This window comes from Aurantiacibacter atlanticus, assembly GCF_001077815.2.
Lineage (GTDB): Bacteria > Pseudomonadota > Alphaproteobacteria > Sphingomonadales > Sphingomonadaceae > Alteraurantiacibacter > Alteraurantiacibacter atlanticus.
The window spans coordinates 1,723,756-1,739,311 of record NZ_CP011310.1 but is presented as its reverse complement, the minus strand read 5'-3'; the positions used below and the strand labels follow the sequence as shown (position 1 = coordinate 1,739,311).

14 protein-coding genes and 1 other RNA gene are annotated in these 15,556 nt (G+C 58.8%); 3 read left to right on the top strand and 12 right to left on the bottom strand.

Translation table 11 applies throughout. The annotated features are described in order from the left end of the window. Positions 1-27: 27 nt before the first annotated feature. The 8 genes from CP97_RS08480 to CP97_RS08445 all read right to left on the bottom strand — a co-directional run bounded on the left by CP97_RS08480 (position 28) and on the right by CP97_RS08445 (position 9,501). The gene (locus CP97_RS08480) at positions 28-300 is read right to left on the bottom strand and encodes an HU family DNA-binding protein (RefSeq protein ID WP_048885573.1); all 273 of its coding nucleotides are present in this window, start codon (positions 298-300) and stop codon (positions 28-30) included. Between the two features lie 236 nt (positions 301-536). Next, the gene (gene lon / locus CP97_RS08475; RefSeq protein WP_048885572.1) at positions 537-2,948 is read right to left on the bottom strand and encodes an endopeptidase La; all 2,412 of its coding nucleotides are present in this window, start codon (positions 2,946-2,948) and stop codon (positions 537-539) included. A 290-nt stretch (positions 2,949-3,238) separates the two neighbouring features. Next, positions 3,239-3,580 (bottom strand): YbaB/EbfC family nucleoid-associated protein, encoded by a 342-nt coding sequence (locus CP97_RS08470; RefSeq protein WP_048885571.1) that lies wholly within the window; start codon positions 3,578-3,580, stop codon positions 3,239-3,241. Between the two features lie 18 nt (positions 3,581-3,598). Beyond that, the gene (locus tag CP97_RS08465; RefSeq protein WP_048886867.1) at positions 3,599-5,422 is read right to left on the bottom strand and encodes a DNA polymerase III subunit gamma/tau; all 1,824 of its coding nucleotides are present in this window, start codon (positions 5,420-5,422) and stop codon (positions 3,599-3,601) included. Positions 5,423-5,518: 96 nt separating this feature from the next. Further along, positions 5,519-5,613, bottom strand: an RNA gene (gene ffs / locus CP97_RS08460) — signal recognition particle sRNA small type. A 61-nt stretch (positions 5,614-5,674) separates the two neighbouring features. Continuing rightward, on the bottom strand, positions 5,675-5,953 hold the full coding sequence (locus CP97_RS08455; protein WP_048885570.1) for an ETC complex I subunit: 279 nt from the start codon (positions 5,951-5,953) through the stop codon (positions 5,675-5,677). Between the two features lie 58 nt (positions 5,954-6,011). Further along, positions 6,012-8,432, bottom strand: a complete 2,421-nt coding sequence (hrpB, locus tag CP97_RS08450; RefSeq protein WP_048885569.1) for an ATP-dependent helicase HrpB — start codon at positions 8,430-8,432, stop codon at positions 6,012-6,014. Positions 8,433-8,478: 46 nt separating this feature from the next. Then, complete coding sequence (locus CP97_RS08445) at positions 8,479-9,501, bottom strand: polyprenyl synthetase family protein (protein ID WP_048885568.1); 1,023 nt, start codon at positions 9,499-9,501, stop codon at positions 8,479-8,481. Between the two features lie 174 nt (positions 9,502-9,675). Between CP97_RS08445 and CP97_RS08440 the strand changes: the two genes are divergently transcribed. Continuing rightward, positions 9,676-9,969 (top strand): chorismate mutase, encoded by a 294-nt coding sequence (locus CP97_RS08440; protein ID WP_048886866.1) that lies wholly within the window; start codon positions 9,676-9,678, stop codon positions 9,967-9,969. A 20-nt stretch (positions 9,970-9,989) separates the two neighbouring features. Further along, positions 9,990-10,211 carry a hypothetical protein gene (locus tag CP97_RS08435; protein WP_048885567.1) on the top strand — a complete coding sequence of 74 codons (222 nt, stop codon included), beginning with the start codon at positions 9,990-9,992 and terminating at the stop codon, positions 10,209-10,211. Here CP97_RS08435 and CP97_RS08430 read toward each other — a convergent pair. From CP97_RS08430 to CP97_RS08415, 4 genes are all read right to left on the bottom strand, one after another. Next, positions 10,208-11,593: a sensor histidine kinase gene (locus CP97_RS08430; RefSeq protein ID WP_418202067.1), complete on the bottom strand. Its 1,386-nt coding sequence runs from the start codon at positions 11,591-11,593 to the stop codon at positions 10,208-10,210. The two genes, CP97_RS08435 and CP97_RS08430, sit on opposite strands and share 4 nt — an antisense overlap. 58 nt (positions 11,594-11,651) lie before the next feature. Next, entirely contained in the window at positions 11,652-12,329 is a 678-nt protein-coding gene (locus CP97_RS08425) for a response regulator transcription factor (protein WP_048885566.1), read from the bottom strand. 90 nt (positions 12,330-12,419) lie between these two features. After that, on the bottom strand, positions 12,420-12,737 hold the full coding sequence (locus tag CP97_RS15930) for a hypothetical protein (protein WP_082863771.1): 318 nt from the start codon (positions 12,735-12,737) through the stop codon (positions 12,420-12,422). 118 nt (positions 12,738-12,855) lie between these two features. Further along, the gene (locus CP97_RS08415) at positions 12,856-13,566 is read right to left on the bottom strand and encodes an SIMPL domain-containing protein (protein ID WP_048885564.1); all 711 of its coding nucleotides are present in this window, start codon (positions 13,564-13,566) and stop codon (positions 12,856-12,858) included. A gap of 122 nt (positions 13,567-13,688) precedes the next feature. Here CP97_RS08415 and CP97_RS08410 point away from each other — a divergent pair, with 122 nt between their 5' ends. Further along, positions 13,689-15,518, top strand: a complete 1,830-nt coding sequence (locus CP97_RS08410) for an ABC-F family ATP-binding cassette domain-containing protein (RefSeq protein ID WP_048885563.1) — start codon at positions 13,689-13,691, stop codon at positions 15,516-15,518. Positions 15,519-15,556: the final 38 nt, after the last annotated feature.

Below are 15,556 nucleotides of genomic sequence, written 5' to 3'. Positions count from 1 at the left end.
TATTTGCCAAACGCCCCCTGGGACAAATCAGTTCACAGCGTCCTTCAGACCCTTACCAGCCTTGAACTTGGGCTGGGTCGATGCCTTGATTGTCATCGGCTCTCCGGTGCGCGGATTGCGGCCTGTGGAAGCCTTGCGCTTGGCGACCGAGAACGTGCCAAAGCCCACAAGGCGGACTTCATTACCCTTGGACAAGGTGCCCGTGATCGTCTCGAAAACGGCTTCAACAGCCTTAGTCGCATCGTTGCGCGAAAGGCCGCTCGTATCCGCTACTGCGCCGATCAATTCGTTCTTGTTCATTGTCTGGAAGACCCCCTCGGTAAGTGCTCTTGGTGTCGAAGTTCCATCGTCACACGATTCTTTGAATTGAGCGAGTTTTGCGGCTGCTGTCAAAGGCATTCCCGCTGAAAATCAGGCTTTTTTACAAATGAAACGAAATTACAATGAATTCGAGATGACCGGGTGTCTGCCTTCGCAGGCGTCATGCCGTCAATAAGCCGGTCGGCAGCACGCGACGAAACGCACTGCCGATAGGTTCAATGGGCCGTAGTGCCAGACGGCGCTTCAGACGATGCGGGAGAGGCCGAAACAGCCGGGCCATGCGGCTGGCTGGCAAGATCGTCCGCCTCGGTCCATTCGATGGGCGCCAAGGTTTCTGTCAGAGCGATTTCAAGCACTTCATCGACATGGCTGACCGGAATGATTTCCAGACCCTCCTTCACGTTGTCGGGAATTTCAGCGAGATCTTTCTCATTATCTGCCGGGATCAGCACCGTCTTGATTCCGCCACGCAGCGCAGCAAGCAGCTTTTCTTTCAGTCCGCCGATGGCCAGCACGCGGCCCCGCAAAGTGACTTCACCCGTCATCGCGACATCGGGGCGCACTGTGGTGCCCGTCAGCGTGGAAACGATTGATGTGACCATGCCGACACCAGCGCTCGGCCCGTCTTTCGGCACGGCGCCCTCGGGCAAGTGGATATGGACATTCTTGCGCTGGAAAATGCTCGGCTTGATGCCATAGGCTGGGGCACGGGCCTTTACGAAGCTGAAGGCCGCAGCGACGGATTCGTTCATCACCTCGCCCAGTTTACCGGTGGTCTTGGCCTCGCCCTTGCCCGGCGTGGTGACGCTTTCGATAGTCAGCAATTCGCCGCCTACCGATGTCCATGCAAGACCCGTCACTGCCCCGACCTGGGCTTCATCTTCGGACATGCCGTGCTTGAATTTGCGTACACCGGCAAAATCGCCGAGATTTTCGGCTGTGACCGTAACAGTCTCGACTTTCTTTTCGAGGATCTTGCGCAAGGTCTTGCGGGCCAGATTGGCAATCTCGCGCTCCAGCGTTCGCACCCCGGCTTCGCGGGTGTAATAGCGTATCAGATCGCGCAGCCCTTCTTCGGTCAGCGTAAATTCGCCGTCCTTGAGACCGTGATCCTCAACCTGTTTGGCGATAAGGTGGCGCTGCGCAATCTCGACCTTCTCGTCCTCAGTATAGCCTTCTAGGCGGATGATCTCCATCCGGTCCAGCAGCGGCTGTGGCAAGTTCAGGCTGTTTGCCGTGGTGACGAACATGACGTCCGACAGATCGATGTCCAGTTCAAGGTAATGATCCTGGAACTTGCTGTTCTGTTCGGGGTCCAGCACCTCCAGCAACGCCGATGCAGGATCACCGCGGAAATCCTGCCCCAGCTTGTCAATCTCATCGAGCAGGAAGAGTGGATTGCCAGTCCCTGCCTTCTTCAGATTGGATACGATCTTGCCAGGCAGCGAGCCGATATAGGTGCGGCGATGACCACGGATCTCGGCCTCGTCACGCACACCGCCAAGGCTTTGGCGGATGAATTCGCGCCCAGTGGCCCGCGCGATTGACTTGCCAAGGCTGGTCTTACCGACACCCGGTGGGCCGACGAGGCACAGTATCGGACCCTTCAACTTGTTCGTCCGCGCCTGCACGGCGAGATATTCGATAATGCGATCTTTCACCTTGTCGAGCGCATAGTGATCGGCGTCGAGCACTTCCTGCGCCTTGGCGATGTCTTTTTTCAGCTTGCTTTTCTTGCCCCATGGCAAGCCCAGCAGCACATCAAGGTAATTGCGCACCACGGTGGCTTCGGCGCTCATCGGCTGCATGCTTTTCAGCTTTTTCAGCTCACTTTCGGCCTTGGTTCTGGCCTCCTTGGAAAGCTTGGTTTCGGCAATCGTCTTGGCGAGTTCGAGCAATTCGTCGCCCTCACCGTCTTCGCCGCCCAGCTCGCTCTGGATCGCTTTCATCTGTTCGTTGAGGTAATATTCGCGCTGAGTCTTTTCCATCTGGCGCTTTACGCGCCCACGGATCTTGCGTTCGACCTGCTGGACTGACAGTTCGCTTTCCATCAGCGAAAATACCATTTCCAGCCGCTTCATCGCATCCGTTTCAACCAGCAATTGCTGCTTGGTATCCACCTTGGCTGCAAGGCTGGCGGCGATAGCATCGGCCAATTGGCCAGCATCTTCGATATCGGCGAGTTCCGTTTCGATATCTTCCGGCAACTTCTTGTTGGTCCGCGCATAATCGGCAAACTGTTCCAGCGCGCTGCGCATCATGGCGGCAACTTCAGTGCCCGAGGCAGTGGCTTCATCAAGCGCGGCGGTGCGCGCCATGACAAATTCGCCAGCGACTTCCAACTCGCTCATCTTGGCGCGGGTTTTGCCCTCCACCAATACGCGCACCGTGCCGTCAGGCAGCTTGAGCATTTGCTGCACCTGCGCGATCGTGCCGATGTCATACAAATCTTCGCGCTCGGGATCATCGCTGGCTGGATCGACCTGCGCGACGAGGAAAATTTCACGCTCTGCCTCCATCGCGGCCTCCAGCGCCGCCACCGATTTATCGCGACCGACAAATAGCGGGACGACCATGCCGGGGAAAACGACGATGTCGCGCAAGGGAAGAAGGGGATAGGCGTTCATATCAAATTCCGTAATCTGAGGGCGGCGCACCAATGTGGCCGCCGTGGCTTGAACCCGAATATGGGGACACAGCACTGTGCCTGCAACGGGGGACGACGCTTAGGTGTGGATGGGTTTGCCTGTTAATTCACACCATAGTTCTTTCCGGCGGCATGAAAGCCGACCGAAGCATTGCCGTTGCCCACGGCCTTTTGCGCTGTCACGGACAACGGCACCGTCTGTGCCCCGGACCGGCGCCGCAAGAATTATGAGGATGATTAGGTGCTGGTCAAAGTTCTAACGGGTGTGCCTCACCCCATACCCGGAAGGTTGAACCCGGGCGGAAGGCCCATGCCCTGCTGCAACTCTGCCATGTGTTCATTGGCCTTGCGATCCGCCTTGTCGCGCGCATCGTTGAAGGCAGCGGTGACGAGGTCTTCCAGAATCGATTTTTCTTCCGGCTTCATCAGGCTGTCATCAATCTGCACACCGATCATTCGGCCACGGGCACTGGCACGCACCTTGACCAGACCACCGCCGGCATTGCCTTCAACCTCGATCGTGTCCAGCTTGACCTGTGCATCCTGCATCTGCTGCTGGATCTTGCCTGCCGCTTCTTGTGCGGCCTTCATCATTTCTTCCATATTCTGCATCACTGTATTCCTTCTGTCTCAGGCGCTGCGCGACCAGTCTTCGCGTCCGCGCGTTGGTTCTGAATTTTCGACCATCCTGGCATCGGGAAAAGCATCAAATGCCGCCGAAACCAATGGATGGTTGCGAATGCGCTCTGCCTCCGCCTTGCGAAGGGCTTCTGCCTGTTCGACAAGTGTGGGCGCACCGTTCTGATCGGATTTGATCACTTCCCAGCGATTCCCGAATACCTGTTGAAGCCCCTGCCGCATCTCGGAGGAGATATCCTCTTCAAAACCGGGAGGCTGTGCATATTCCAGCCTGCCGGGCTGGAGCGAAACGACACGCACCTGCATCCGCAACAAGGTGGCGAGCGACATGGCGTTGGGCAAGTGAGAACGATCAATCCGATCAACTACATCCGCCCATGAAATCGCTGCAGCAGGTGCATTACCGCCATTTTCAGCACCAGCGGACGCTGTATTCGCGCGCCCACCGCTCAAGGCGTAATCCTTGATCTGGCGCGCAAGTTTGCCCGGATCGGGCATGTCGGCAGCATGCAGCACGCGCAGCAGTGCCATTTGCGCGGATACCAATGGGTCGGGCGCTGTTTTCACCTCATCATGACCCTTAAGCAGCAATTGCCACAAGCGGTGCACCTGCCCGGCAGAGAGCCTGTCTGCCCATTTGCCCAAAGCCTCACGCTCTTCCTGCGAAACGGCATCGCTTTCCCCGATCTGGGCAATGGCGACGCGGTGGGTAAATTCCATCAACGCACGCAGCAGCGCCAGCGGTTCAACCCCCAGCGCATATTGATCGGCAATTGATTCGAGCAGTTTTTGCGGTTTACCTTCGAGCAGATGCTGGAACAGCCGCCGCTGCGCGCCCTTGTCGGCAAGCCCCAGCATATCGCGCACCTTGCCTGCGCGAACCATGGTGGACGATCCGTTGCTCTCCATGTCGGCATGGGCAATGGCCTGATCGAGGATGGAAAGCCCGTCACGCACGGAACCTTCTGCTGCTGCTGCAATCATGGCGAGCGCCTCTTCCTCGGCCTCGACCCCTTCTTCCCTGCAGACAAATGCAAAGTGCTTCTGCAACAATTCTGTCGGGATGCGCCGCAGGTCAAACCGCTGCGTCCGGCTGAGCACGGTGACGGGGAGCTTTTCCACCTCGGTCGTGGCGAACAGGAATTTTACATGCTCGGGGGGTTCCTCCAGTGTTTTCAGCAGGCCGTTGAAGGCCGCCTTGGACAGCATATGAACCTCGTCAATGATGTAGATCTTGAAGCGCGCGCTGACAGTGGCGTAGCGCACAGCCTCTATAATCTCGCGAATATCGTCAATGCCGGTGTGGCTGGCCGCGTCCATCTCGATCACGTCGATATGGCGACCTTCGGCAATGGCGGTACACGGTTCACATTCGCCGCAAGGATCTATCGTGGGGCCACCCTCCCCGTCCGGTCCGATGCAATTCAGGGCCTTGGCGATAAGCCGCGCGGTGGAGGTTTTGCCAACCCCGCGCACGCCCGTCATCAGAAAGGCATGCGCCAGCCGGTCACGCTCTATGGCATTTGCCAGCGTGCGCACCATCGGTTCCTGCCCGATCAGCTGACTGAAGGTCTGCGGACGGTATTTGCGCGCCAGCACTCGATAAGGCTGGCTGGCGGTATCGGGGACTGTGCCTTGTGCGCCCGTTGCAGGTTCGGGCGCGGGTTCTGCCCCCGTTTCAGGAGACGGTGGCGGCGCGCCGAACATCGTATCCTGTCCGGCTGCCTCAAGTTCGACGGCGGAGGGCTTGCGCTCCTCCACCTGCGCATCGTCTGCCCATGGCGGGCTGTCCGGCTTTTCCGGGGAATCACTCATGCTGGTAAAGGTAGGCGCATGCCAAGCGAATGTCATCGCCACATTATGTCTGGAATATAGGGGGTAATCATCAGCGCCATATTGGCGGATTGACTGTGAAAAGGAGCCGAGCGACCCGCTGCCATCTACCTGGGCTGCTTCCTTCCGGACCTGACCCGGTAAGCAGACGCGAACGTCCACCCGACTCCCGGCGCGCCATATGGTGGTAAAGCGGAAACTTTGCAAGCGGGCGCGTCAGGCGCTCACCATGCGTCAGCGGAAATTGTCGGCGTAGGCCTGTATCTTCAATGCCTTGGGCGGAACGGAATGCACGCGTGCGGCGATGCCGTATTTGGCTGCGTAGGCCTGAGCCGCCTCTGATGTGGGGAATTTGAGCTGCACTTGCTGGCGCGTATCGCCACTGCCAGCCCAGCCCATCAGGGGATCGGGCTTCTTCGCCTCTGCCGGGACGAAATCGAGAACCCATTGATCGACCAGTGCCTTGCCCGATTGCATGGCCGATTTGGGACGTTTGTAGATGCGCGCTTCCATAGGTTCTCCCCTAGGTTCTGTTTGGCAAGGAAATCAAGTCACAGGTGATCAAAAGGCATTATCCGCGAAAGGCATTCTTGATTTTGAGGCTGGGTTTTTCAGTCCACGGTTCATCCGGCCAGCGATGTTTGGGATAGCGGCCCTTCATATCCTTGCGCACATCAGCCCAGCTACCCCGCCAGAAACCGGGAAGGTCGCGTGTGGCCTGTAAAGGTCTTCCCGCCGGACTAGTGAGGTGGATCAACAAGGGTGTGTTTCCCACGTTAGGATGGCGGTCCAGCCCGAACAGGGCCTGCACCCGCACTTCCACGCTGGGCGCGTGTTCACCGGCATAATCTATGGCATGCGTTGTTCCGGCAGGGCTGGTGAAATGTCGCGGAGCAAGGGAATCGAGTTGCTGGCGGTCCTCCCATGCAAGCAGGCCCAGCGCAGCTTCGGCGTAATGGGAAGCCGGAAGTGAGAGGTCGCGTCGACCGTCAAGGAGCGGGGCAAGCCAGGCCTCTGCACTTTCCCTCAATCTTACTTCGGAGAGACTATCCAAGCCTGCAAAACGAGCGCGGGCGATCAGGCTTGGGGGCAGCAGTTCCCCCAGCTTTTCCCCCGCCTTTTCCACCAAAATATCCACAAGCACTCGGCCATCAGGGACAGGATCGGGTCCACTTGCCAAAGTTATGGCGCCCAGCCGCCGTTGGCGCCGCGCCTCCACCCGGTTTTCACTCTCATTCCAGCGGGCTATCGTGCGGTATTCTATGAGATGATCGAGATGTCGTTCTATATCTGCGCGGTCCAGCAGTGCGGCAGCGGTGATGCGCGCGCCCTTGGCCTGCCCTGTCGCATCGGCGATTACCAGCCATTCGGCCCGCGCCAGCGGAGAAGCAGGATCTAGCGCAAAGCCGCGCCCGCCTGCCGAGATCCAGTGTTCTCCCGATGCATCGCGCCGACGCGCAACAAAATCCGGCCTTGCCAGCGCAATGAAGATTGCCGGATCAAGCGGCTTGTCAGGCTTCCCCGTTACCAGCCGGTCCGCTGCCTTCACCCAGGATGATGCCAATTTGCGCGATGCCTGCGCCCGCGCGCGCCTGTCCCCATTCCATCGTGACAAGCGTTGCAGCAAATCCTCTCCTCGCCCGCCAAGCCCGCGCTCCTGCGTCAACAAGACTAGCCGCGCGACATCCTCTGCCTGCCCATGCTGCGCGGCAAGAAGCACGGCAGCCGCACCTTCGGGATCAAGCGAAAGCGAAGCGATTTTCTCGCCCCATGGCGTAATCGCTCCGTCATCGTCGAGCGCGCCCAGCGCAGCCAGCCTTGCACGCGCGGATGCGACAGATGCATCAGGCGGCGTGTCGAGCCATTGCAGGCTGGCAGGATCTGTCACGCCCCATCGGGCAAGGGACAAGATTAATGGCGCAAGATCGGCGCTCAGCATTTCGGGCACGTCGAAAGTCGGTCGTCCGGCATGGCCCGCTTCCTCCCACAGGCGATAGGCCACACCTGGCCCCTGCCGCACTGCACGCCCTGCCCTTTGCGCCGCAGCCGCCTGGCTTGAACGCTGGGTGACGAGGTGGCTGGTGCCAGCCGCACGGTCAAATTCCGCTCGGCGCGCAAGCCCTGAATCCACTACCACGCTAACCCCGTCCAATGTCAGCGATGTTTCCGCAATAGACGTGGCGAGTACGATGCGGCGGTGGCCATCGGGGTCGCGGCGGATCGCGGCGCGCTGATTTTCTGGCTGGATTTGTCCGTGCAGCGGAAGGATCGGGGTATCGGGCAATTTCTGCGCCAGACGTTCGCGCACCCGCTCTATCTCCCCTACGCCGGGAAGGAATACGAGTATGTCGCCCTCCTGTTCGCGCCATGCCGTGAGAACGGCAGAGGTCATCTGGTCTTCCAGACGCCTCTCTGCCGCGCTGCCAAGCCAGCGCAGATTAAGGGGGTAAGCAATGCCTGCGCTTTCGATAACTTTAGTGGGCTCCCCCATCAAACGGGCGAAACGCGCGCCATCTATGGTTGCGGACATGACGACAATGCGCAGGTCCTCCCGCAGCACCGTTTGTGTCTCCAGCGCCAGCGCAAGTCCCAGGTCACTGTCGAGATGGCGTTCATGCGCTTCATCGAACAACAGTGCGGAAACACCCGCCAGCTCCTGATCTTCCAGCAGGCGATTGATCAGAATCGCCTCCGTCACGACGAAGATACGCGTCGCTTTACTCGTCTTGCTGTCCAACCGCGTGAGATAGCCGACCTGCTGTCCTACCGGTTCACCCAACATCTGCGCGATGCGCTCTGCTGCAGCGCGCGCGGCCACCCGGCGCGGGCTGGTCAGAATGATCTGTCCGCTGCACCATTTTTCATCGAGCAATGCAGGGGCGACAGATGTCGTCTTGCCCGCTCCCGGCGGTGCGACCAGCACTGCGCCATTCCCATCAGAAAGAGCCGTCAGCAGTTCTGGAAGGACGGCGTTGATGGGAAGATCGGTCATGGTTTCTGCCAACCCGACAAATCGCAATTCTCGCGACGGTGCAGGTTCAAAAGCCCCGCGTCACTGCAAATTGCGCGGCCTCGATCATGGCGCGGCGGGCGGCACTATCGGGGAAGATCGACAAGGCATCGCAGGCACGCTGGGCAAAGTGCCTGGCGCGGTCTCTGGTGGCTGTCACGCAATCATGCTTGCGAATCAATTCCACCGCATGGGCAAGATCTTCATCCTCCACCGCGAAGCCGGCGATTGCATCCTGCCAGAAGCGGCGCTCCTCCTCCGACCCGCGGGCATAGGCGAGGATTACCGGCATCGTCATCTTGCCTTCGCGAAAATCATCGCCCGGGTCCTTGCCCATTTCTGCAGCATTGGCATCGTAATCGAGCGCGTCATCCACCAGCTGGAAAGCAATGCCGAGGTTTCGGCCATATGTATCGAGCGCGATTTCCTCTGATTCGTCACGTTCTGCAACGACAGCGGAAATGCGGCTGGCAGCAGCAAAGAGTGCGGCCGTCTTCGCGTCCACAATCTTGAGGTATCGCTCCTCCGAAGTTTCTATCTTGCGCTGTGCGGTCAGCTGATCGACCTCGCCCTGCACAATTATTGCGCTGGCGGAAGACAAGATCTTGAGTACCTTCAGGCTTCCGTCTTCCACCATCAGTTCAAACGAACGGGAAAACAGGAAATCGCCAACAAGCACGGTTGCCGGATTGCCATAAACGATATTGGCAGCGGATTTTCCGCGCCGCATCTCGCTGCCATCAACCACATCATCATGCAGCAAAGTCGCTGTGTGGATGAACTCGACTGCGGCAGAAAGCTTGTGATGGCGGGTGCCTTGGTACCCCAGCAATTCCGCGCCCGCCAATGTCAGCATGGGGCGCATGCGTTTACCACCGCCGGCGATCAGATGGCCGGCGAGTGCCGGAATCAGCGGAATTTCGCTCTGCATACGGTCAAGGATGATGGCGTTGACCGCGTTCATCGGCGTGGCGGTTAGCGACAGGATGGGGGCCAGCGAGGGCCGATCACCGTCATTTGCGCGCTTCAGGGGGACGACATTGTCGCTCATGCGGGCCTCAATGGCTATGCAACGGGGTGTTGGCAAGCGGACATTTCTGCCGCATTGAAGCGGACGAGACACTATGCCGCCCTACCCCGCTCCACTATCCCCAACCTCAACCTAAAGCCAGATGCGAGGCACGGCGCTGCCGCACAGGCGCGCAAAATGGCCAAGGACCCGCCGATGAACAATCCCGCAACAGACACGCAACTCGCCGCTTTTCGCCGCAGCATCGACAATATCGACGCTGCGCTAATTCATATTCTGGCAGAACGTTTCCGCATCACGCAGGCCGTTGGCGAATATAAGGCACAGACCGAACTTCCACCGGCCGATCCCGACCGGGAAGCAAAACAGATTTCCCGACTGCGAAAACTGGCTGTGGAAGCCGATCTTGACCCTGAATTCAGCGAAAAATTCATCCGATTCGTGATCGAGGAGGTGATCCGGCACCACCACATCGCCCGTAGTAAATGAGATTCTCGCGAACGTCATAAATGCTGCACTGTGAGGAAGTCGACGAGGTTCTCGGACTGCTCAGCACAACGGCTTCGCCCGCAATTGCCCAGAACGTAAATGCCGCCTGCGCCGCATTCCAATCAGGCGAGCGTGATTTGATGCTGGTGTTCTTCGATTGGCTTGTGGACGGCTGCCGGACTGAAGATTTTGTGGAGCAGGAAGCCTTTATGGAAAGCCTTGGTAAGACTCTTGAACCCTAGCCTGCGCGCGGCAAGGTAAGCTTCACCAACAATCCGCCCAAATCTTCACTTTCGTGTAGCGAGACGGAGCCATTGTAGATTTCCGCCACGTCGCGCACGATGGCCAGCCCCAGCCCGGTGCCGGGCTTGCCGGTATCCAGCCGCGCCCCACGCTCAAATATCTCAGCACGCGCCTTTTCGGGAATGCCTGCGCCGTCATCTTCTATCCAAACCACGCAACCCTCTGCTTCGGGTTCGGCATCGATGGTCACAAATACGCTGCCACCACCGTATTTCGCTGCATTTTCGACCAGATTACCCAGCAATTCGTCGAGGTCCTGACGCTCCATCGCGACATTACAATCCTTGCCGTCAATGTCGAAGCGCACATGCTGATACAGCCGCGATACAGCACGCTCCACACCGCGCGCACTTTCCATCGCGCTGGTCCGTGACAGTCCCGTAGCGCGCCTGCCAACGGCCCGTGCCCGGGCAAGATGGTGATCGACATGGCGCTGCATGGTTTCCGCTTCGCGCAGTACTGTCCCATCAAGATCGGGAGAACTTGCATGCGCGGCGTTGTTCAGCACCGTGAGCGGGGTTTTGAGAGCATGCGCGAGATTGCCGGCATGGGTGCGCGCCTCTTCCGCCTGCCTTTCCGAATGGGCGAGCAACGCATTCAGCTCCTCCACCATCGGTTGCACTTCAAGCGGCAATGGTTCTGTCACACGGTTGAGGCCAGTCGAACGGATCCGCGCGATAGCCTGACGCACCCGCCGCAAAGGGCCAAGCCCATACCATGTCTGCGCCACTGCCATCAGGAAGAGGCCAATGCCCAGAATGGCGAAAGACCATGCAAGAGTGGCGCGCACGGTAGCTATCTGATTGTCGATATCCTCCCGCTTTTGCGCTACGACGAATTGCCAGCGCACATCGCTGCCCGGCAAAGTCACTGTGCGCTGCACGATGCGCAGTTCTTCGTTTGGAAACTGATCGGAATTGTAGAAAATCGGCTCGACAGCGTTCACATCGCGAACCTCCAGACGATCATCCCACAAGCTGTTCGACGGGAAGGTTTCGCGTCCTTTCCCGCTAATTTGCCAATAGGAACCGCTCCGCGGCTCCAGATAATTCTGGTTGCCGAGAATAGAATTGAATTTCACATCACCGAAATCATCGAGTTCGGCGGATCGAAGCATGGCGTTCAGCGGGATGACCAGCCGGTTGTCGAATTCGTTTTGCAATTGGTTTGTCAGCACGCGATCCAGCGCAAAGCCGCCAACGCTCAGCAAGATCAAGATCCAGCCTGCGGCGATCATAATCATGCGCCGCGAAAGGCTGCCGGTATGGGCTATTTTCAGCGCCGGTTCGGTATCGTCCTGATGCGCGGTATCTATCGCCACATCCCCCGCGGGTGATGCGCGCCCCTGCCCAGGGGAGACTTCGCCGCTTTCGCCGCCACTATTCGCGGGGGGCGTCGTCGGGGTCGTCGAGGCTGTAACCGAGTCCACGAATTGTCGTGATTACTTCTGCGCCAAGCTTCTTGCGGATACGGGTGACAAACACTTCGATCGTGTTCGAATCGCGATCGAAATCCTGATCATAAATATGTTCGATCAGTTCCGTCCGGCTGACCACCTTGCCCTTGTGATGCATAAGGTAGGACAGGAGCTTGTATTCCTGCGCCGTCAGCTTGACCGGTTCTCCGGCCAGGGTGACGCGACCAGAACGTGTATCCAGCCGCACCTTGCCGGATGTCAGTTCCGAAGAAGCATTGCCTGATGCGCGGCGGATCAACGCACGAAGGCGGGCGATCAATTCTTCGGTCTGGAACGGCTTGGCAAGATAATCATCCGCGCCAGCATCAAGCCCGGCCACCTTGTCGGACCAGCTATCGCGCGCAGTCAGCACGAGCACGGGGAAATTGCGCCCTTCGCGCCGCCACATGCCAAGCACGGTAAGACCGTCAATTTCGGGCAGGCCGAGATCAAGTATCACGGCATCATAATCTTCAGTGCTGCCCAGAAAGTGTCCGTCTTCACCGTCAGTAGAAAGATCGACGGCATAGCCTGTCTGCTCCAGCGTCGTCTTGAGCTGCTGGCCCAGCGTTGGTTCATCCTCGACAATCAGGATACGCATCCAAATTCCCCTGCATAATAGCGCCCGCTCACTTGGGCTTTCAACATGAACGCGTCAAGCAAGCTGCAGGTTTCCAATGGGGGAAAGGAATTAGCGCGAAACGCGCAGCACACGGGCAGTCTGGGCATCGACATCGACCCAGATCATCCGACCGTTACGGATGAATTTGAGGCGATAGGCCTGCGCCGTGGAATCATATTCAAAACCGATGTACTCATCTTGAGAGCGCATCTGTGGGATTATCCGACGTTCGATATCGCGGATGGGAAGATTGCGCCCAGCCTGCATTTCGGCACGAGCCCTGTCCTGATCACCGCGCGACTGATTGCGCGACTGGGCATGCGCGGGCGTTACTGCAAGAGCGGCAACGGCGGCACAAATTGCAAGGGAGGCTTTGGAGATCTTCATTCTGGTTGCCGGTTTATAGCCTTGGCGTTGAACCAGATGTGAATTTTCCGCGAGATCGCCGTTCAGGCTGGTTAAGCCGTGTCACAAAAGCATCACTGCGCCGCCTGCCTCCAATCAACTATTGTACCATTTCGAAGGTGAAGTTCACCGAAACACCGGCTTGCACCTGCCCCGGACGCACGGGCGTACTTTCACTGCGCGAAGCGGCGGTCACTATGTTAGCGTCCTGTGCGAATGGCCTTGACCCCATGATCGTTTCGCTGATTTCCAAAAGGCGAACGTCGGAATAGCCTGACATGCGGGCATAGGCGATGGCGCGCTCACGCCCTGTAGCAAATGCCGCCTGCCGAGTCTGATCCTGCGCGGGCTCAGGATTATCGATAGCCCAGCCGATGCCGCCCAGATCTGTTGCGCCCGCGGCTACCAATGCGTCAAGAACTTCGCCGGTATCGGAGATATCGCGCAGCACCACATTGACGCGGTTCGAAACGCGATAACCGGTGAAGCGCGGCTGATTGGTGCCATCGTCATAGCGATATTCCGCTCCAACGCTGACGCCGCTAGTCTGGATATCGTCCTCATCAACGCCCAGCACCTCAATTCGCTCTATTACGCGATGCATCTGGCTGGCGTTCTGCCGCATGGCCTCCACCGCCGTTGGTGCCAGCGTCGTCACCCCAGCGCTTAGATTGGCGATATCGGGGTCGACCGTGACATTTTCCGTAATGGTGATTTCAATAATCGGTCCTGTTGCTTCCACAGTGACTTCGGCTGCGGCAGGCGACGCACTGGTGGCGAGGGCAATCGCGGGGATCAGGGTACGGATCATCGAACTATTCCTTTGAGCAGTTTCTACACTGGGCTTCTCACGATTAAGCCAGATATGGCCTGTCTGTTCCCTGACAGCACGCTTGCCACTCGCCCGCGCCACGCCTACTTGCCCCCCCGATCATGGCCGAACCACCCATCCTCTCGCTCGAAGGGCTTGGCCTGCAACAGGGCGGCCGCTGGCTGTTCGGCGATCCCGCGCATGGCGACGGGCTGGACCTGCATATCGGCCCGCGTGACAGATTGGCGCTGATCGGGCGCAATGGTGTGGGCAAGACCACCTTACTGCGGCTCATCACCGGAGAGGTCGAGCCCGATCGCGGCGTGCGCAAGGTCAAGGCCTATGCCAATATCGTCTGGCTGGAACAGGAACCCGATTTCTCCAGCTGCGCTACCTTGATGGACTTCGCCTTGGCAGGTGATCGCGCTCCACCGGAACATGGCGTGGAGGCTATCGCCAGCCAGCTCGGCATAGATATGACGACGCCTGCGGCGACTGCCAGTGGCGGTGAAAGGCGCCGTGCTGCCATCGCGCGCGCTTTGGCGCAGGAGCCGGACCTGATCCTGCTGGATGAGCCGACCAACCATCTCGACCTTGCCGCAATCGATTGGCTGGAAAGCTGGCTGGACCGTTATCGCGGCGCCTTCGTCGTTATCAGCCATGATCGTACCTTCCTTAAACGTCTGACGCGCGCCACGCTGTGGCTGGATCGCGGAAATATCCGACGCAAGGAAGTCGGATTCGGCGGATATGAGGCGTGGGAGGAACAGGCCTATGCCGAAGAAGCGCGCGCAGCGCACAAGCTTGATGCCAAGCTGAAAATCGAAGCCCACTGGCTTGAACGCGGCGTGACCGCGCGGCGCAAGCGCAATATGGGTCGGCTGGAAAAATTGTGGGATATGCGCGCCCAGCGCGCCGCGATGATTTCTCCCGGCGGGACGGCCAAGCTGAAGCTGGCGAGCGATGCGGAATTCAAAAGCAAATCCGTCATCGTGGCAGAGGATATCACCAAATCGTATGACGGGCGGGAAATCATCAAACCGTTCAGCCTGCGTATCCAGCGCGGTGACCGCATCGGCCTCGTCGGCTCCAACGGAGCGGGCAAGACAACCTTGCTGAAATTGCTGACAAAGGAAATCGCACCTGACAGCGGCACAGTGACCCACGCCCAGACGCTGAGCGGGGTGATGATCGATCAGCAACGCGCGCTGCTCGATCCGCAAAAGAGCGTGCGGCAGGTGCTGGCGGAGGGCGGCGACTGGATCGATGTTCGCGGGAACCGCAAGCATGTGCAGGCCTATCTGAAAGACTTCCTCTTCGATCCCGGCCTTGTCGACGCCAAGATCGGCACATTCTCTGGCGGGGAACGATCTCGCCTGCTTCTTGCACGCGAATTTGCTCGCACTTCCAATTTGCTGGTGCTGGACGAGCCGACCAATGATCTGGACCTTGAGACGCTTGATCTTCTTCAGGAAGTCATTGCGGATTACGAAGGCACGGTGCTGATCGTCAGCCATGACCGCGACTTTCTTGATCGCACGGTAACAGTGACGCTCGGCCTGGATGGTAGCGGTTCTGTCGATATCGTTGCAGGCGGGTATGAAGATTGGGAGAAGATCCGCAAGAAACGCCCCGCAAAGAAGCAAGCTGCTGACAATGCTGGGGATGCAGGGGACGCTCCGCAAGACCAGCCGCCAGGGCCTGCGCCTGCGCCACCGAAATCAGGTAAGCTTACTTACAAGGACCAGCGCGATTACGACCAGCTTCCGGCGCGTATAGAAGAGCTGGAGAGCCTGATTTCCAAGGGCGAGACGGCACTGGCCGACCCTGCTCTCTACACCGCCGATCCGGAGAAATTCGCGCGTATCAACCGCTCCCTCCAGCTCGCGCGGGAGGAAAAGGATGCCGCGGAAGAACGCTGGCTGATGCTTGCCGAACAGGTCGAGAGTTGACCCCTTTCAAAAAGTAAAGGCGCTGTTAACCACGTCTC